This window comes from Streptomyces sp. NPDC087906, from assembly GCF_055584925.1.
The window spans coordinates 705,372-723,471 of sequence record NZ_JBVJLC010000001.1; the positions used below are offsets into that span (position 1 = coordinate 705,372).

The window sequence follows — 18,100 nt, forward strand, 5'->3', positions numbered from 1 at the left end:
ACGTACGGGGATGACTCCGACACCATCGCGAGCGGACGTCATGTGGGAAGTGGTCTGTGCGGAGGGCTGTGTGGGGATCGAGAGCGATCAGCTCGTCTACGACTATCTGAGCCGCGTCGGGGATGTGGCCCAGCAGCAGCAGTTGCCTTCCGGGACCCGGATGAGACTGGTCTCGACCCTGCGCAACGAGATCGACCGGCAGCGCGGCACGTTCGGCAGCGACAGCCCCGCGTCGGTGCGCCGCATCCTGGGCCGCCTCGGCGAGCCCGACGAGGTGGTGCGCGCGGCGACCGGAGCGGGTGACGGCGGCGCCGTCACGTACTCGCCGCCCCCCGAGCCGCCGGCGCCCGCAGTCCCTGAGCAGCGCACCCGCTGGGGCCGCGCGCCGGGGCGCGGGCGCGGGGCGGACATCCCGCGCCAGCAGTCGGACTCCCCGCCGCCGCCGCACCTGGCGGGCATGGACGAGACGGCCCCGACCGGCGCGGCCCCCGACTGGTGGCGGGTCGAGCCGGGCCCGCTGGGGGGCCTGGGGTCGATGAACGCGGGTACGGACGTGCCGGGGTTCGTGGGCGGGGTCGAGATCCCCGAACTGCTCAAGCCGCCGATGATGCCCCGGAAACCGCCGGGCGCGGCGGATCCGAAGGACGCGGACGAGGACACCGGCCCGGTGGAGGCGGCCCCGCCGCCGCCCGTCGTCCGCCGCCTGCGGCTGCGCCGCCGCCGCGCGGAAGGCAAGGCGGAGAAGGCCCGCGCCGGCCTGTCGAACCCGCTCCTGCTCCTGGCGGCGGCCCTGCTGGTGGCCGGCGCCTTCCTCGGCTCCTGGCTGGCCCTGGCCGGCGGCTGGCTCCTCGCGTACGCCTCACGCACGCTGTCCCGCGCGGAAGCGAAATGGGCCGTCTTCGGCCTCCCGGGCGTGGCGGCGGCGGGCGGCCTGGTCTGGCTCTGGGGCGAAACGGCGGGCCGCTGGGGCAATCCCATCCCGAAGGGCGGCATGGGCGAAGCCCTGGAGGGCCTCTGGCCGGTGGTGGTCCGCACGGCGGCCGTGGCGTCGGCCCTGTACTTGGTCTGGCGCGCGCGCCGCCGCCCCTGAGGCTTCGCGGCGAGCCCGCCTCTCACGGTCTGCCCCCGCCTGCGGTCGGGGGTCCGGCCGTCACGTCGGGCCACGACGCGTGCGCTCGTCGCGGGCCCGGGGCTGGTTCGACGGGCGGCGGCCCTGACACGGGTCCGGCCAGGGTCCGTTGGCACGGCCCGGGAGCGGGCCCCGCCCGCAGTCGCGCCTGTGGCGCGCTACGGCCCCCCCCGGGGGGGGCAGCCCTCGACCCGCGCCCCGCCTGCGCCTTCGCCGCCCGGCGAGCTGCCCGCTTTCGGGAAGGGGCGGGGTGGGGGACGACGGTGCCGCCGCGACGCGCGGCGACCCCGTTACTCGTCCCGGTCCCCGCGGCGGCAACGCCCAGCCACGCGGGTGCGCCCGCGGTTACCCCTGTTACCCCTTCGCCCGTTCCGACGACGCCTCCGGCAGCCCCGTACCCGTCCCGCCCGCCGGGCGGTACGGCTCTCCCGGGATCACCAGCGGTGCGCCCGTTACCGGGCAGGGGATGACCACCGACTCCAGGCCGAAGACCTCGCGTACCAGCGCCGCCGTCACCACCTCCGACGGGGGGCCCTCCGCCACCACTCGGCCTTCCTTCATCGCCACCAGGTGGTCCGCGTAGCGGGCCGCCTGGTTCAGGTCGTGGAGGACGATCACGACCGTGCGGCCCTGGTCGTGGTTGAGGCGGCGGACCAGGTCCAGGACTTCCACCTGGTGGGCGATGTCCAGGAACGTCGTCGGCTCGTCCAGCAGCAGCAGGTCCGTCTCCTGGGCCAGCGCCATCGCGATCCAGACGCGCTGCCGCTGGCCGCCGGACAGTTCGTCCACCGAGCGGTCGGCGAGCGCCGTCACGTCCGTGCGGCGCATCGCCTCCGTGACGGCGCGTTCGTCCTCGTCCGACCACTGCTGCCACCAGCTCTGGTGCGGCTGGCGGCCCCGCGAGACCAGGTCGGCGACGGTGATCGCCTCCGGGGCCGCGGGGGACTGCGGCAGCAGGCCGATCGAGCGGGCGATCTGCTTCGTCGGTATCTTCGCCAGTTCCGCGCCGTCCAGCAGCACCGCGCCCCGGCGCGGCTTCAGCAGCCGCCCCAGCGCCCGCAGCGTCGTGGACTTGCCGCAGGCGTTCGGGCCGACGATCACCGTCACCCGGCCGTCCGGGACGGCCAGATCGAGGTCGTGGACCACCGTGCGGTCCTCGTAGGCGAGCGTCAGATCGCGGGCCGTGAGCCTGCTCATCACTTTCCTCCTGCGGTACGGCTGCGCATGATGAGCCAGATCAGATACGGGGCGCCGACCGCCGCCGTCAGGACGCCCACCGGCAGCTCCGTCGGCGACAGCACCACCCGCGCCAGCAGATCGGCCAGTACGACGATGAACGCGCCCATCAGCGCCGACGACAGCAGCGGGATCTGCGCGGTACGGGTCATCCGCCGCGCGATCTGCGGCGCCAGCAGCGCCACGAAGTCGACGGGACCGGCCGCGCCCGTCGCGACCGACGCCAGGATCACGCCCAGGCCGACGAGGCCGAGCCGTACCCGCCCGAGCCGTACGCCCAGCGCCAGCGCGGTGTCGTCATCCATGGAGACCGTGCGCTGCGCGTACGCCGCCCACAGCACGGCGGGTGTCAGCACCAGCAGGACGAGCGCGAGCGGCGCCGCCTCGTCGTAGCCGCGGCCGTTGAGCGAGCCCGTCATCCACACCTGGGCCTGCTGGGCGACCAGCACGTCGCCCTTCGTCAGGAACAGGGTCGTGACGGACCGCAGCGCGATGGCGAAGCCGATGCCGATGAGCACGAAGCGCGTCGCGTGCAGCCCGCCGCGCCAGGCGAAGGCGTACACCAGCGCCGCCGCCAGCAGTCCGCCGCCGACCGACAGGTACGGCAGCGCCGTGTACGAGGTGACGCCGAACGTCATCGCGCCGACCGTCACCGCGCCCGCGCCCTGGCTGATGCCGATGATGTCGGGGCTCGCGAGCGGATTGCGGGCGACGGTCTGGATCAGCGCGCCCGCGATCCCGAAGGCGGCCCCGACCAGCAGCCCCAGCACCATCCGGGGCAACCGCAGCGTGCCGACGACCAGTTGGTCCGGTGACGGCCGGCCGAAGACGACCTTCAGCACCTCGCCGGGCGCCACGAAGCTCTCGCCCACGCACAGATACGCGACGCACACCGCGGCCAGCAGCACCGCCAGCACGCCGACCACGGCCGCCGCCCGCCGGTGCAGCAGGAACGAGCCGCGCCCCGCCCGCACCCGCGCGTAACCGGCGGGCCGCACCGGAGCAGCCACAGGCGCCGTCATGCCGGCACCGCCTTCCTGCGGACGAGAAAGACCAGGAACGGCACGCCGAGCAGCGCCGTCATCACGCCCGCCGGGACCTCGCTCGGCGGGAAGACGACCCGGCCGATCACGTCCGACACGAGCAGCATCACCGGCCCGACGAGCGCCGCCATCGGCAGCACCCACCGGTGGTCGCCGCCGACGATCGCCCGCGCGATGTGCGGTACGGCGAGGCCGATGAACGCGATGGGCCCGGCGGCGGCGACCCCGGCGCCGGTGAGCAGCGTCGCGCCGACGCCGCCCACGATCCGTACGGCCGCGACGTTCTGGCCGAGCCCCTTCGCGACGTCGTCGCCCAGCGCCAGCGCGTCGAGCCCGCGCGCGACCGACACCACCAGCACCGCGCCGATCAGCAGGAACGGCCAGACCTGGCCCGCGACTCCGGCGTCGCGCCCGGCGACGGACCCCACCTGCCAGAAGCGGAACTCGTCGAGCGTCGCCGCGTTCGTGGTCAGTACGCCCTGAGTCACCGACACCAGCAGCGCGTTGACGGCGGCCCCGCCCAGCGCCAGCTTCACCGGCGTCGCACCGCCCCGGCCGCTCGAAGCAATGGCGTACACCACCACCGAAGCGACGGCCGCGCCCGCGAAGGCGAACCACACATAACCGGACAGGGTGTGCACACCGGCCACGGAGATGGCCAGCACCACCCCCACCGACGAGCCCTGGCTGATGCCGAGGATGCCCGGGTCGGCGATCGGGTTGCGGGTGATGCCCTGCAACGCGGTGCCCGCCAGCGCCAGCGCCGCGCCGACCATCAGACCCAGCAGCGTGCGCGGCACCCGGAGTTGGCGGACGACCTCCGCGTCGTCGCTGTGCCCGCCGTGCAGCAGCGCGTCGAACACGGCGGACGGGCCGACGGCCCGCGCCCCGACGCCGAGGCTCAGCAGCACAGCGAGCAGCAGGGCGACGACGGCCGCCGCCGTCCAGCCGATACGGCGGGCGATCACGGCCCTTCTGGCACCGGGAGCGCCGTCGTCCCGGGTCTGACGACCGGTGTTCGGCGCGGCGCTCGGGCTCGTCGGGGCGGCGGCTGGCATCAGGACCAATCAACAAGATCAACGGACGGGGACAGCGACAACATGTCACCGGGATGGTTAGGCTTGGCTAAGTCTAGCCAGCCGAATATGACCATCCGCCTGGGCACAATGGGTGTCATGGCATCCCTCACGGCGCGGCACGGACCCACGGTCGGTTTCGATCTCGATATGACGCTCATCGACTCACGGCCCGGCATCCACGCCGCCTACCAGGCACTTTCCGCCGAGACCGGCGTCTTCATCGACGCGGACCTCGCCGTGACCCGGCTCGGTCCGCCGCTCGACCAGGAGTTGGCGCAGTGGTTCCCGGCGGACCGGATCGAGGAGGTGGGCGACCGCTACCGGGAGATCTATCCCACATTCGCGATAGCCCCGACCCTCGCGATGCCCGGCGCCCGCGCCGCCGTCGCCGCCGTCCAGGAACTCGGCGGGCGGGCGATCGTCGTGACGGCCAAGCACGAGCCGAACGCCGAACTCCACCTCTCGCACCTCGGCATCGCACCCGACGCCGTCGTCGGCTGGCTGTGGGCCGAGGCGAAAGCGGAAGCACTGCGCGAGTACGGCGCGACGGTCTACGTCGGCGACCACACCGGTGACGTACGCGGCGCCCGCGCGGCCGGCGCGCTCTCCGTAGCCGTACCGACAGGCCCGTGCGACGAGCAGGAGCTGCGCGCCGCGGGCGCCGAGGTGATCCTGCGTGACCTGACGGCCTTCCCCAACTGGCTGCGCGGTTACGCGGCCGAGCGGCCCGCGCGCGATGCTGCGGCGGCCGACTTCGCCTGACGGCGCTGCGCGCCGATCGTGCGCAGTATGCCGGCGGCGGCGATGACGAACCCGACCGCCATCAGCATGCAGACCGCGTAGGCGACCGAGGGAAACGGACGCGTGCCGAGGAACAGCGGCGCCACGGTCACCAGCGTGGCGACGGCGCCGACGATGAAGACGATCGCGCCGATACGGACCAGGCCGTCGCCGGGAGCGGCTTCGTCCGCGGTGCGGGGTACAGGAGTAGCAGTCACCTCACCAGGGTAGTTCCCTGCGGACGGCAGCGGACAGGAACCGTCCGGCGACGTCTTGTCACCAGCCCCTGGACCATTAGCCTTGGGGATGGCGGGTCAACGGGCCCGCTGTAGTGCTATCCAGAGCGTTTTTTCTGTGCTGCGCGCGCCCCGGCGGGCCGGGTCGCGCCCCTTACGACAACGAGGACGAGGACAGACGTGCCTACCGGCAAGGTCAAGTGGTTCAACAGCGAGAAGGGCTTCGGCTTTCTCTCCCGCGACGACGGCGGCGACGTCTTCGTGCACTCGTCGGTCCTGCCCGCCGGAGTCGACGCGCTCAAGCCGGGCCAGCGCGTGGAGTTCGGGGTCGTGGCCGGCCAGCGCGGCGACCAGGCCCTGTCGGTCACGGTGCTCGACCCCGCGCCCTCCGTCGCGGCGGCGCAGCGCCGCAAGCCCGACGAACTCGCCTCGATCGTCCAGGACCTGACGACCCTGCTGGAGAACATCTCCCCGATGCTGGAGCGCGGCCGCTACCCCGACAAGGTGCACGGCAAGAAGATCGCAGGACTGCTCCGCGCGGTGGCCGACCAGCTCGACGTCTGACCGGCCCGCGCACCCGACCGCACAACGCGGCCACACGAAAAGCAGCGCTATACGAAACGCAGCGCTATACGAAACGCAGCGCGTCAGGACCGAGGGGCGGTACGAGCCCCTCGGTCGCGGCCCGCGTCAGCAGCCCGCGTACGGCCGCGTAGCCGTCCTCGCCGAGGTCGGCGGTGAACTCGTTGACGTACAGGGCGATGTGCTGGTCGGCGACGGCCGGGTCCATCTCCTGGGAGTGCTCGTCCACGTAAGGCCGCGCGGCTGCCGGGTCGTCCCACGCCATCCGCACCGACGTACGGGCCGACTCGGCGAGCAGCCGCAGCGTCTCCTCGCCCAGCGAGCGCTTCGCGATGATCGCGCCGAGCGGGATCGGCAGCCCCGTCGTCGTCTCCCAGTGCTCACCCATGTCGGCCAGCGACCGCAGCCCGTAATCCTGATAGGTGAAGCGCGCCTCGTGGATGACGAGACCGGCGTCCACCTTGCCGTCGCGTACCGCCGGCATGATCTCGTTGAACGGCATGACGACGATCTCGCCGACCCCGCCGGGGACGACGTCCGCCGCCCACAGCCGGAACAGCAGATACGCCGTCGAGCGCTCGCTCGGCACGGCGACGGTCTTCCCCGTCAGATCGGTGTCCGCGTCCCGCGTGAGGACCAGCGGCCCGTTGCCACGGCCCAGCGCCCCGCCGCACGGCAGCAGCGCGTACTCGTCCAGCACCCACGGCAGCACGGCGTACGAGACCTTCAGTACGTCGAACTCACCGCGCTCCGCCATGCCGTTGGTGATGTCGATGTCAGCGAACGTCACGTCGAGTTCGGGCGCGCCCGGCACCCGGCCGTGCGCCCAGGCGTCGAAGACGAACGTGTCGTTGGGGCAGGGCGAATAGGCGATCTGCAGGGTCATGACGACTCCTCGAAAACGGACGACCCCTCGAATACGGGGATGAGCAGCGTGACCGCGCGCCGCAGCGACTCCAGCGCGGCGCCGATCCGCCAGGCGTCCCGGTCGCGCGGGCCCACGGCGTTGGAGATCGCGCGCAGCTCGGCACAGGGAAGTGCGTACCCGGCCGCCGCCTCGGCGACGCCGAAGCCCTCCATGCCCTCGGCCGCGGCCCGGGGGTGACGTGCGGTCAGCTCCGCCGTACGGGCCGCCGTGCCGGTCACCGTCGAGACGGTCAGTACGGGGGCGAGTACGGCGCCGGTGGCCGCGGCCATCCGGGCCGTCAGCCCGGCGGGCGGCAGATGGACGCCCCGGCCGAAACCCAGTTCCTCGACGCCGAGAAAGCCGTCGGGCGTGTCGGCGCCCAGATCGGCGGCGACGATCGCGTCCGCGACGACGAGCGAGCCGAGCGGGGCGTGCGGCGCGAAGCCGCCGCCGATGCCGGCGGAGACCACCAGGTCGTACGGGCCGCCGACAGCCAGCGCCGTGGCCGTCGCCGCGGCGACGGCGGCCGGTCCGACACCGCCCGCGAGGACGTCCAGCAGGGCGCCGCCCCCGGTCGTACCGGCGGTCAGGGTGCGACCACCGGGCAGCGGGGACACCTCGCGGCGCTCGAACCCGGTCAGCCCGGCGACGACGGAGTCCGCCTCCGCCGCGACCGCCGTGACCACCAGTACGCGCATGGCAGCGTCAGGACTTCTTCTTCTTGAGCTCGAAGTGCCACACACCGAAGATCTCCTGGCCGCCGGCGCCGCCGATCTCCACCACGCTGACCTGGAGGCTGTCCGGGGCGGGCTGGCCGGTCTGCTGGTTGGCCTGGAAGAACGAGGCGCCGGGGAAGGTGCGGTACGTCGTCTTGCTCGGCGTGCCCTCGGCCTGCTGGCCGTTGAGGAACAGCTCCCAGCCGTGGTCGGCGATCTTCGGGTCGACCCCGAACCTGACCGTGTCCTCGGTGGCGACCTTGATGCTGTGCCCGGCCTTCTCGTTCAGGCAGGGCTTGACGTCGCCCGACTTGATCGCGTTGCCGTCGTTGTAGCAGGACGCCTCGGTGTGGGTCGTACTCGTCCCGACCGTCACGGTGGCGATGGGGGTGGGCTTGTCACAGGCGGCGAGGACGAGCAGCCCGGCCGACACGGCACCGAGGGCGACACCGGCCCTGCGGCCCTTACCAGAGAAGAACGCAACGGTCATGGGCCGAAGGCTATCGGTCGTTCCGGCTCAGGCGGCGCGGGGGTGCGGCGAGCCGTGTCTGGCGGCGCGCAGCAGCCCCCGTACAGCGGCGAGCGCGCCGACCGCGAGGATGGCGGCGGCGACCGACACCCCCAGCACCCCGTTGAGCGGCAGCGCGATACCGATCGCGCCACCCACCACCCAGGCCATCTGGAGCACCGTCTCGGACCGCGCGAACGCCGACGTACGCACCTGCTCGGGCACGTCGCGCTGGATCACCGCGTCCAGCGACAGCTTCGACAGCGCCTGCGTCAGACCGGCGACGGCCGCCAGGACGGCCACCATCACCCCGCCGAAGAAGATCGCCGTGAAGACGGCGGCCGTCAGCGCTATCCCCAGCATCGTCGCGATGATCACCTCGGGACCCCGGGATTTCAGCGCCGCGCCGACCGCCGTACCCAGCGCGTTGCCCGCCCCTGCCGAGACCCCCACGATGCCGAGCGAGACGGCCTCGCTCAGCCCGGACAGCGGATGCTCCCGCAGCAGGAACGCGAGAAAGAAGGTCAGGAACCCGGACAGCATGCGGTGCGCCGAATTCGCCTCAAGACCGTGCAGCACCGAAGGATCCACCGACCGCAGACTGGGCCGCTTCTCCTTCCCGTGCAGCAGCAGATGCGCCTTGCGCTCCCCCTTCGCCGAGTCCACCTTGGCCGGCATCGAGAACGCCAGGAACGCACCCCCGAGGAAGATCGCGCACGCCCCGTACAGCGGATACGGCGACCCCAGCGACTGGAGCCCCGCCCCGATCGGCGCCGCCACACCCGTGGCCAGCAGCCCGGCCAGCGTCACCCGCGAATTCGCCCGCACCAGCGGGAAGCCAGGCGGCAGCAGCCGCGGTACGACGGCGCTGCGCACCACCCCGTACGCCTTCGAAGCGACGAGCACCCCCAGCGCCGCCGGATACAGCTCAAGCCCCCCGGTCGCCACGGCGCTCGACATCGCGATCGCCAGCACGGCCCTGGTCAGCATCGCGATCGCCATGGCGGCGCGCCTGCCGTGCGGGACCCGGTCCAGGATCGGGCCGATCACCGGGGCCAGCAGGGTGAACGGCGCCAGCGTCACGGCCAGGTACAGCGCGACCCGGCCGCGCGCCTCGTCCGTCGGCACGGAGAAGAACACCGTGGAAGCGAGCGCGACCGTGATCATCACGTCGCCCGCGCCGTTCACGGCATGCAGCTCGATCAGTTTTCCGAGCCCCGATTCGCCCGCCCCGTGGGCGTGCGTGACCTTGCGGATGCCCTTCGCCGTGCGGGTGAACGGCGCCCTCAGGGCACGACTCAGGGCCCGCGCCGACTTGCGGAGCGAGCCGGCGTCATCGGACGACCCTGCGGCTGCCACCCCGTCATAGTGCCCCACACGCCGGGAAACCGAACCGATCTCGGCCATGACGGGGCCGGGCGCCGCACCGCTCCGACACCCCCTCACCCGGCCCTCCCTTGGGTCACGGCCTTGTTGCGGTGTTGTCCGAACTGCGGGAAGAGACGGCGTGCAGGTGGGCGGCGGGCGAGAGAGGGGGTAGCGTGCGTAGCGCGCCACCGGCGGTTGTTCTCGGCCGCGCGCCTCTTCGTCATCCCGCAGAATGGATAACGGTAGGTGTGCCCGGGAAGTGGTCGGGCGTTGGACGTCGATGCGGTCCCCAGGTCCGCTCCGCCCTCGGCTCGTACACCGCTGATCGGCCGGCGCACCCGTGATACGGCGTAGGAGAGAAGCGAGACCTGTGAGTGCTGCGACGACGCGAAGCCGTACCCCTGACCGTCTGTGCGCCGAGGCGGTAGACCTCGCCAGGGCAGCCGCCGAGGAGACGGCGGCGCCCGCCGTCGTGGGGGAGCATGTCTCGGCGGTGGCCGACGGGGACCGTGTGGTCACCCACTTCTTCGAATGCAAGGAGCCCGGCTACCGGGGCTGGCGCTGGGCCGTGACGGTCACCCGCGCGTCCCGCTCCAAGCTCGTCACGCTCGACGAGACGGTTCTGCTGCCGGGCCCCGACTCGCTGCTGGCCCCCGAATGGGTGCCGTGGAGCGAGCGGCTGCGCCCCGGCGACATGGGCCCCGGCGACCTGCTGCCCACGGAGGCGGAGGATCTGCGCCTGGAGCCCGGCTACACGGGCGAGGACGCGCCGCCGCCGAACTCGGTGGTCCCGGAGGTCGTCACCCCGCAGAACCTCGCGGACCTGGTGGAGGCGGAGGACGCGGAGCTGTCGCCGCCGCTCTCGTCGTCGGCCCCCGTCCCTGAGCTGCCGGTGCGCGGCACGATCGCGGCCGTCGCCGAGGAGCTGGGCATGCGCCGGGCGCGCGTGCTGTCCCGGTACGGCCTGCACGCCGCAGCCGACCGCTGGGACGAATCGTTCGGCCCCAAGACGGCCATGGCGCAGGCGGCGCCCGCCCCCTGCGTCTCCTGCGGCTTCCTGGTCCCGCTGGCGGGCTCGCTGCGGCAGGCGTTCGGCGTCTGCGCGAACGAGTTCTCGCCGGCGGACGGGCATGTGGTCTCGCTGGCGTACGGGTGCGGCGGGCACTCGGAGGCGGCGGTCATGCCGGCGCCGCTGCGGCCACCGCCGCCGGTGCTGGACTCGATGGGCGCGGATGCGTTTTCGCTGGGCGCGGGGGCGTCGGAGACGCCGGGTTCCGGTCACGCGTAGCCCTTCGGGCGGGTTCGCGGTCTCGGTTGCGGTCCGCTTGTCCGGTGCCGGTGCCGGTGCCGGGTTCCGGGTTCCGGGGCCTCCGGAGGGGGGTGTCCGGACTGCTCGATCGCTAGCGCTCCCACGCTTTACGTCCGGACACCCCCCTCCTGCGGCCCCGGCCCCCTCCCGACGGTGGGTTCCGACGTCAGCGCCCGCGTGGGCGCGGGTGGCTGGGTGCGTGCGGGGTGCGGCTGCGTCCCTGGCGTGGGCGCCCGGTCCCTTCCGGCCGGTGGCCGGGAACACCCGATGCGGGCCCGGGGGCTGAAGGGGGTCGTGCAGGGGTGGTGTCCGGAGCGTAAAGCGTGATTTGCGGCGCATGTCCGGGTGCACCGCGTGGGGGACGAGTACGCGCCGTAAATCGTGCAGCGCAGGACACCTCCCCGGAACGGCCCCCGGCGACAACCGCAACCAAGACCCGCGACCCCCGCCGGACGGCGACCCGGTACCTTCGGCCGGACACACGTCGGCCAGAACAAGAGCGGAGTCACAGCGTGAGCGTCAGGACGACCGAGGGTTCCGACCCGTTCGGAACTGCGCGGCTGCGGCGGGGAGTGCTCGACGCCTGGGGCGCCAGTCCCGCGCGGTTCAGGGAAGACGCCAACGCCGAGGAGGACCTCGCGCTCGGCGGTTACCGCGACCGGCTGGTCATCGAGCTGGCCCAGAACGCCGCGGACGCCGCGGCACGGGCCGGCGTCGAGGGACGGCTGCGGCTGACGTTGCGGCGGCGGCCCGCCGACGGCGACGCCGTCCTCGTCGCCGCCAACACCGGCGCTCCCCTCGACGCCGTCGGCGTCGAGTCGCTGTCCACGCTGCGCGCCTCCGCCAAGCGCGACGACAGCGATACCGCCGTGGGCAGGTTCGGCGTCGGGTTCGCGGCGGTGCTGGCCGTCAGCGACGAGCCCGCGGTGATCGGGCGGGACGGTGGCGTGCGCTGGTCGCTCGCCGACGCGCGTGGGCTCGCCGAGCAGGCCGCGCAGGACAGCCCGGGGCTCGGCGACGAGCTGCGGCGCCGCGACGGGCATGTACCGCTGCTGCGGCTGCCGCTGCCCGCCGAGGGCACCGTGCCGGACGGGTACGACACCGCCGTGGTCCTGCCGCTGCGTGACGCCGCCGCGCTGGAGCTGGTCGAGCGGCTGCTCGCCGGGATCGACGACGCGCTGCTGCTGACCCTCGCCGGGCTCGCCGAGGTCGTGGTCGAGACGCCCGACGGCGACCGCGTACTGCGGCGCTCCGAGGACGGACCGTACGTGCATGTGGACGACAGCGCGGGCGGCGGGGACATCCACCGCTGGCGGGTGGTGGCCCGCAGCGGGGTCACCGAGGCCGCGCTGCTGGAGGGGCGGCCCGTCGAGGAGCGGCTGCGGCCGCACTGGTCGGTGACCTGGGCGGTGCCGGTGGACGGTGACGGCGCGCCCGCCCGGCCGCGTACGGCGCCGTTCGTGCACGCGCCGACGCCGACCGACGAGCCGCTGGGTGTTCCGGCGTTGCTGATCGCCTCGTTCCCGCTGGATCCGACGCGGCGCCATCCGGCGCCGGGGCCGCTGACCGACTTCCTCGTGGGGCAGGCGGCCGACGGGTACGCGGAGCTGCTGGGCGGCTGGGAGCCGGTGTCGACGGGGACCATCGACCTGGTACCGGGGCCGCTCGGCAAGGGCGAGCTGGACGGGCGGCTGCGGGCGGCGATCCTGGAGCGGCTGCCGAGGGTCGCCTTCCTGGCTCCTGCGGGGCCGGGGGACGAGGAGGAGCCCGCGAAGGCCCTGCGGCCGTTCGAGGCCGAGGTGGTGGAGGGCGCGAGCGCCGAGACCGTGCTGGTGCTGGCGGAGGTGCTGCCGACGTTGCTGCCGGGGGGACTTGAGCGCCGTACGGAGCTGCGGACGCTCGGTGTGGGCCGGCTGCCGCTCGGCGACGCGGTGGAGCGGATCGCGGGGGCCGAGCGGGCGCCCGAGTGGTGGCGCAGGCTGTACGAGTCGCTGGCGGGCGTCGATCCGGACCGGCTGTCCGGGCTTCCGGTGCCGCTGGCGAACGGGCGGACGGCGATCGGGCCGCGGCAGATCCTGCTGCCGCTGCCCGACACGGAGGCGCCGGCCGAGCTGGCGCGGCTGGGGCTGAAGGTCGCGCATCCCGACGCGGCTCATCCGCTGCTGGAGAAGCTGGGCGCGCTGCCCGCCACTCCGCGCGCGGTGCTGACGACCCCGCAGGTACGGGCCGCCGTGGCGGCCTCGATGGACGCGGGTGAGGTGTGGGACGAGGACGGGGACACGCCGGACGCCGACGAGCTGGCCGAGACGGTGCTGCGGCTCGTACAGGACGCGGGACTTGAGCCCGGCGACGAGCCGTGGCTGGGGGCGCTGGCGCTGACCGACGAGGACGGCGAGCTGGCACCGGCCGGTGAACTGGTGCTGCCCGGCAGCCCGTTCGCGGCTGTGATGCGCGAGGACGAACTGGCCTTCTGCGACGCCGAGCTGGCCGAGCGCTGGGGCGAGCAGCCGCTCGCCGCGTGCGGGGTGCTCGCCAACTTCGCACTGGTGCGGGCCTCGGACATAGTGCTGGACCCGGACGAACTGGAGCCCCGTGAGGGCGACTTCGCCGAGCCCGACGACGCCGGGCTGCTGGACGCGGTCGACGTGTGGTGCGAGGACGTGCTGGACCGGCTGCCCGAGACGCCGGTACCGCCGGTCGCCACGGAGATCGTCGCCGTACGGGACCTGGATCTCGTGGACGACGACGCGTGGCCGCAGGCGCTGGCCCTGCTGGCGCGCCCGCCGCTGCGGGACGCGCTGACCTCGCCCGTACGGGTGCTGCTGCCCGACGGGACGACGGAGGCGGTCCGTTCGTACACGGCGTGGTGGCTGCGCGACCATCCGGTGCTCGACGGGCGGCGGCCTGCCGGGCTGCGTTCGGCGGGCGGCGATCCGCTGCTGGCCGGGCTCTACGACCCGGTGGACGCGACCGGCTTCGACGACGTGCAGGTGCTGCGCGCGCTCGGGGTGCGGACCTCGGTCGCCGCCCTGCTGGACGAACCGGGCGGCGCCGCCGAGCTGTTGGGCAGGCTGGCCGACCCGGAGCGGGAGGTGGCACCGGCGCAGTTGCACGCGCTGTACTCGGCGCTCGCCGATCTCGACCCCGAACAGGTCACGCTGCCGGACGAGTTGCGGGTGGTCGTGGACGGCGTCGTACGGATCGTGGACGCCGCCGACGCGGTCGTGGCCGACGCGCCCGATCTGCTGCCGCTGGCGGCGGGGCAGGCGCTGCTGCCGGTGTCGCCGGGGCGGGTGGCCGAGTTGGCCGAGCTGTTGCAGGTGCGGCGGCTCAGTGACGTGGTCGCCGCCGAGGTGACGACCGAGGGCGAGGAGCACGCCGTACCGGCCTCGGTACGGGCGCTGCTGGGCGCCGGGACGCCGGAGACGTATGTGGAGCACGACGAGCTGGTCGCGGGCGGCGCCGAGTTGGACTGGCGCAGGACACCGGACGGGGTGCTGCACGCGGCCACCCTTGAGGGCGTGGCGGCCGGTCTCGCGTGGGCGGCGGGGCAGTGGCCGCGGCGGTTCGAGGTGGCCGCGCTGATCGAGGACCCGTCGCGCACGGAGGAGCTGGAGCGCGACCGGTGGTTCGACTGATCGCGGGCGTGGCCGCCGTGTGATCGCGGGCGCGCCCACTGTGGTCGGCTTTGGTGTGAAGGGGAAGTCAGCAGGAACTTCACTTCGAGTTCACATCGAACACAACCATTTGTGCCCTGCCGTTGTCTGATCTTTCGAGCCAGCAGGCTCCAGACCAGTCATTCATTGGGGAACACATGCGTATTCGCGCCACCGTCGCCGTCGTGTCCGGCGCCCTGGCCCTGTCAGCCCTGGCGATACCTGCCTCGCAGGCCGCCCCGGCCAAGGACCGTCCGGGCGCCGGGCACCTCGCGTACTCGAAGCTGGGCGGCCACACCGTCGACCCGCAGGCGCGCCAGCGCGCGCGGGTCGCGGCCTCCGCCCCGGTGGTCAGCAAGGTCGTCGTGAACGGCGGCAAGAAGATCGTCGTCGGCACGACGGCGCCGAAGAAGGTCACCGTCGCCATCACCGCGTCGGACGACTCGGGCATCGTCGACGCGTCCACGATCCTGTGGATCGGCACGTCGCTGGACGACGACAACAGCTTCGGCTTCGGGCAGAACGAGGACGAGGCCACCTGCAAGGCGGCCGGCGCCACCACGTCGACCTGCACGCTGACCGTCACGGTCGACCCGGCGTTCCTGCTCAACAGCGACTCCACGTCGTGGCACGTCGGCGCGGCCGTGCTGGCCAACGACGGGGAGATCACGCAGAACGACACCGCCGGCACGACGGGGCTCCAGCGGCTGTCGAAGCTGACGGTCGACGCGACCCCCGAGCCGGCCAAGAAGGGCGCGACGATCACGATCGCCGGCAAGCTCTCGCGCGCCAACTGGGAGACGTACAAGTACGCGGGTTACACCGGCCAGTCGGTGCAGCTCCAGTTCCGTCCGAAGACCAGCAGCACGTACACGACCGTCAAGACGGTCACCACCAACAGCACGGGCAACCTGAAGACCACCGCCAAGGCGACGGTCACGGGCTACTGGCGCTGGAACTTCGCCGGCACGTCCACCACCCCGGCCGTCATCGCCGCCGGTGACGGCCTTACGGTCAAGTAACCGCGCGGGTGGACCGCGGGCCGGTGCTCGCCGTCCTGTGGTCCACCCACCGCCACGCCAGCTCCAGCAGTACGGCGCCGACCGCCGCGATGACGACGGCGGTCCACGGCAGGACCGAGCCCACCAGTTTCAGTGCGAAGAAGTCCTGGAGCCACGGCACCGCCAGCACGAGCAGGAACGCCACCACCATCGCCACCACCAGGCCGATGCGCCACCACGTGTACGGGCGGGCGATGATCGCCAGTACCCAGATCGTCACGAGGAACAGCGTGAGGGTGGCCGCACTGGTCTCCGCGCTCAACGAGCCGGGGCCCGAGTAGTACTGACGGGCCACCAGATACGTGACGAACGTCGTCACCCCCGCGATCACCCCGCTGGGGATCGAGTACCGCATCACCCGGCGTACGAAGTGCGGCTTCGCCCGCTCCTTGTTGGGCGCGAGCGCCAGGAAGAACGCGGGCACCCCGATCGTCAGTGTCGACAGCAGCGTCAAGTGCCGTGGCAGGAACGGGTACTCGACCTGGAAGCACACCACCAGGATCGCCAGCAGCACCGAGTAGACCGTCTTCGTCAGGAAGAGCGTCGCGACCCGGGTGATGTTGCCGATGACACGGCGGCCCTCGGCCACCACCGAAGGCAGCGTCGCGAAGCTGTTGTTGAGCAGCACGATCTGCGCCACGGCCCGGGTCGCCTCCGAACCCGCGCCCATTGCCACACCGATGTCCGCGTCCTTCAGCGCCAGGACGTCGTTCACCCCGTCGCCGGTCATCGCGACCGTGTGCCCGCGCGACTGGATCGCGGCGACCATGTCCCGCTTCTGCTGCGGGGTGACCCGGCCGAAGACCGTGCCGGCCTCCAGCGCCTCCGCCAATTCGGCTTTATCGGTGGGCAGGTGGCGGGCATCCACCGCCCGGTCCGCCCCGGCGAGGCCCAGCTTGCCCGCCACGGCGCCCACCGACACCGCGTTGTCGCCCGAGATGACCTTCGTGGCGACGTGCTGTTCGGCGAAGTACGCGAGCGTTGCTGCGGCATCGGGCCGCAGCCGCTGCTCCAGCACGACGAGCGCGGTCGCCGCCACCCCGGCCGCCGCTTCCGGGGCCGTCAGATCCACCCCGTCGGCGGTACGGGCGAGCAGCAGGACGCGCAGCCCCTGTTCGTTGAGCCGGTCGACGTCGGTGAGTACGGGGTTGCCTTCGGGCAGCAGCACGTCGGGAGCGCCCAGCAGCCAGCCGGTCACTGCGCCGTCGCTGTCTTCGAAGGCCGCCCCGCTGTACTTGCGCGCCGACGAGAACGGCAGCGTCCGGGTCAGCCGGCCGCCGTCGCCGCCGTCGTGCGGATACGCGTCCACGATCGCCTGGAGGCTGGCGTTGGGGCGCGGGTCGGACGCGCCGAGCGCGGCCAGCACCCGGCGTACGGACGACTCGTCGGCGCCGCCCAGCGTGCGCAGCTCCGTGACGTCCATCCCGCCCTCCGTCAGCGTGCCCGTCTTGTCGAGGCACACGACGTCCACCCGCGCCAGGCCCTCGATCGCGGGCAGTTCCTGGACGAGGCACTGCTTGCGGCCGAGCCGGATGACCCCGATCGCGAAGGCGACCGAGGTCAGCAGGACCAGGCCCTCGGGGATCATCGGGGTGATCCCGCCGACCGTCCGCGCGACCGCGTTCTTGAAGTCGTTCTGCTTGACGACGAGCTGACTGATGATCAGGCCGATCGCCGTCGGAATCATCATCCACGTCACGTACTTGAGGATCGTGCTGATGCCGATGCGCAGTTCGGAGTGGACGAGGGTGAAGCGCGACGCCTCCTCGGCCAACTGGGCGGCGTACGCCTCGCGGCCCACCCTGGTTGCCCGGAAGGCGCCGGTGCCCGCGACGACGAAGCTGCCGGACATCACGGGGTCGCCGGGGTGCTTCAGTACGGGGTCTGGCTCGCCGGTGAGCAGCGACTCGTCGACCTCAAGACCGTCCGTCTCGACCGTCTCGCCGTCGACCACCACCTTGTCCCCGGGGCCCAGCTCGATCAGGTCGCCCAGGACGATCTCGGAGGTGGCGACGGCAGCGGTGGCGCCGTCACGGCGTACCGCGGGCTTGGCCTCGCCGATGACCGCGAGCCCTTCGAGCGTCTTCTTGGCGCGCAGCTCCTGGACGATGCCGATCCCGGTGTTGGCGATGATCACGAAGCCGAAGAGGCTGTCCTGGATCGGCGCGACCAGCAGCACGATCGCCCACAGCACACCGATGATCGCGTTGAACCGGGTGAAGACGTTGGCGCGGACGATGTCGGCGGTGGACCGGCTGTTGCGGGCGGGTACGTCGTTGACCTCGCCGCGTGCGACCCGTTCGGCGACCTCCGCCGTGGAGAGGCCGGTGGCGCGGCCGAGCCCGGGGTCCGTGTCGTCTTTCGCCCGCTGCGTCATGGTTCCGACCGTACGGCCGGAAGGGCGCGGTCACGCGCCGGACAGGCCGGGGCGGGCGCGTCGGGCCGGAGCGGGGTGCGGGCGCGTCGGGCCGGGGCGGGAGCGTCGGGTCG

The 18,100-nt window shown here is 73.0% G+C and carries 15 protein-coding genes; 6 read left to right on the plus strand and 9 right to left on the minus strand.

The genetic code is table 11. The features are described from left to right. The first annotated feature begins 70 nt into the window (after positions 1-70). Positions 71-1,090, plus strand: coding sequence for a hypothetical protein (locus tag ACZ63I_RS03125; RefSeq protein ID WP_469334779.1), 1,020 nt, complete (start codon positions 71-73; stop codon positions 1,088-1,090). Positions 1,091-1,483: 393 nt separating this feature from the next. On the opposite strand, the gene ACZ63I_RS03130 is transcribed toward ACZ63I_RS03125, so the two are convergent. Genes ACZ63I_RS03130 through ACZ63I_RS03140 form a run of 3 tightly spaced genes read right to left on the minus strand, consistent with a single transcriptional unit; the run spans position 1,484 to position 4,466 of the window. Next, complete coding sequence (locus tag ACZ63I_RS03130) at positions 1,484-2,326, minus strand: ABC transporter ATP-binding protein (protein WP_469334780.1); 843 nt, start codon at positions 2,324-2,326, stop codon at positions 1,484-1,486. Beyond that, entirely contained in the window at positions 2,326-3,387 is a 1,062-nt protein-coding gene (locus tag ACZ63I_RS03135) for a FecCD family ABC transporter permease (protein ID WP_469334782.1), read from the minus strand. The genes ACZ63I_RS03130 and ACZ63I_RS03135 overlap by 1 nt, the downstream gene beginning before the upstream one ends. Beyond that, positions 3,384-4,466, minus strand: coding sequence for a FecCD family ABC transporter permease (locus ACZ63I_RS03140; protein WP_469334784.1), 1,083 nt, complete (start codon positions 4,464-4,466; stop codon positions 3,384-3,386). The genes ACZ63I_RS03135 and ACZ63I_RS03140 overlap by 4 nt, the downstream gene beginning before the upstream one ends. 117 nt (positions 4,467-4,583) lie before the next feature. Between ACZ63I_RS03140 and ACZ63I_RS03145 the strand changes: the two genes are divergently transcribed. Further along, the gene (locus ACZ63I_RS03145) at positions 4,584-5,249 is read left to right on the plus strand and encodes an HAD family hydrolase (RefSeq protein WP_469334786.1); all 666 of its coding nucleotides are present in this window, start codon (positions 4,584-4,586) and stop codon (positions 5,247-5,249) included. On the opposite strand, the gene ACZ63I_RS03150 is transcribed toward ACZ63I_RS03145, so the two are convergent. After that, a complete protein-coding gene (locus tag ACZ63I_RS03150; RefSeq protein ID WP_469334788.1) occupies positions 5,198-5,485 on the minus strand; it encodes a hypothetical protein in 288 nt (95 codons plus the stop codon). The genes ACZ63I_RS03145 and ACZ63I_RS03150 overlap by 52 nt on opposite strands. Positions 5,486-5,683: 198 nt before the next feature. Between ACZ63I_RS03150 and ACZ63I_RS03155 the strand changes: the two genes are divergently transcribed. Further along, the gene (locus tag ACZ63I_RS03155; protein ID WP_041988417.1) at positions 5,684-6,067 is read left to right on the plus strand and encodes a cold-shock protein; all 384 of its coding nucleotides are present in this window, start codon (positions 5,684-5,686) and stop codon (positions 6,065-6,067) included. A gap of 64 nt (positions 6,068-6,131) precedes the next feature. Here ACZ63I_RS03155 and ACZ63I_RS03160 read toward each other — a convergent pair whose 3' ends face one another. The 4 genes from ACZ63I_RS03160 to ACZ63I_RS03175 are packed head-to-tail and all read right to left on the minus strand — an operon-like array spanning position 6,132 to position 9,575. Further along, positions 6,132-6,971, minus strand: a complete 840-nt coding sequence (locus tag ACZ63I_RS03160; RefSeq protein ID WP_469334790.1) for a 1,4-dihydroxy-6-naphthoate synthase — start codon at positions 6,969-6,971, stop codon at positions 6,132-6,134. After that, a complete protein-coding gene (locus ACZ63I_RS03165; RefSeq protein WP_469334792.1) occupies positions 6,968-7,690 on the minus strand; it encodes a futalosine hydrolase in 723 nt (240 codons plus the stop codon). The genes ACZ63I_RS03160 and ACZ63I_RS03165 overlap by 4 nt, the downstream gene beginning before the upstream one ends. A gap of 7 nt (positions 7,691-7,697) precedes the next feature. Continuing rightward, positions 7,698-8,198 carry a DUF2771 domain-containing protein gene (locus ACZ63I_RS03170; protein WP_469334794.1) on the minus strand — a complete coding sequence of 167 codons (501 nt, stop codon included), beginning with the start codon at positions 8,196-8,198 and terminating at the stop codon, positions 7,698-7,700. A gap of 27 nt (positions 8,199-8,225) precedes the next feature. Then, positions 8,226-9,575, minus strand: coding sequence for an MFS transporter (locus tag ACZ63I_RS03175; RefSeq protein ID WP_469334796.1), 1,350 nt, complete (start codon positions 9,573-9,575; stop codon positions 8,226-8,228). Positions 9,576-9,954: 379 nt separating this feature from the next. Here ACZ63I_RS03175 and ACZ63I_RS03180 point away from each other — a divergent pair, with 379 nt between their 5' ends. The 3 genes from ACZ63I_RS03180 to ACZ63I_RS03190 all read left to right on the plus strand — a co-directional run bounded on the left by ACZ63I_RS03180 (position 9,955) and on the right by ACZ63I_RS03190 (position 15,571). Further along, entirely contained in the window at positions 9,955-10,872 is a 918-nt protein-coding gene (locus ACZ63I_RS03180; RefSeq protein WP_469334798.1) for a DUF3027 domain-containing protein, read from the plus strand. Positions 10,873-11,405: 533 nt separating this feature from the next. Beyond that, positions 11,406-14,531 carry a sacsin N-terminal ATP-binding-like domain-containing protein gene (locus ACZ63I_RS03185; RefSeq protein ID WP_469334800.1) on the plus strand — a complete coding sequence of 1,042 codons (3,126 nt, stop codon included), beginning with the start codon at positions 11,406-11,408 and terminating at the stop codon, positions 14,529-14,531. Between the two features lie 176 nt (positions 14,532-14,707). Continuing rightward, positions 14,708-15,571 carry a DUF5707 domain-containing protein gene (locus tag ACZ63I_RS03190; RefSeq protein ID WP_469334802.1) on the plus strand — a complete coding sequence of 288 codons (864 nt, stop codon included), beginning with the start codon at positions 14,708-14,710 and terminating at the stop codon, positions 15,569-15,571. On the opposite strand, the gene ACZ63I_RS03195 is transcribed toward ACZ63I_RS03190, so the two are convergent. Continuing rightward, complete coding sequence (locus tag ACZ63I_RS03195) at positions 15,564-17,987, minus strand: HAD-IC family P-type ATPase (protein ID WP_469334804.1); 2,424 nt, start codon at positions 17,985-17,987, stop codon at positions 15,564-15,566. The two genes, ACZ63I_RS03190 and ACZ63I_RS03195, sit on opposite strands and share 8 nt — an antisense overlap. Positions 17,988-18,100: the final 113 nt, after the last annotated feature.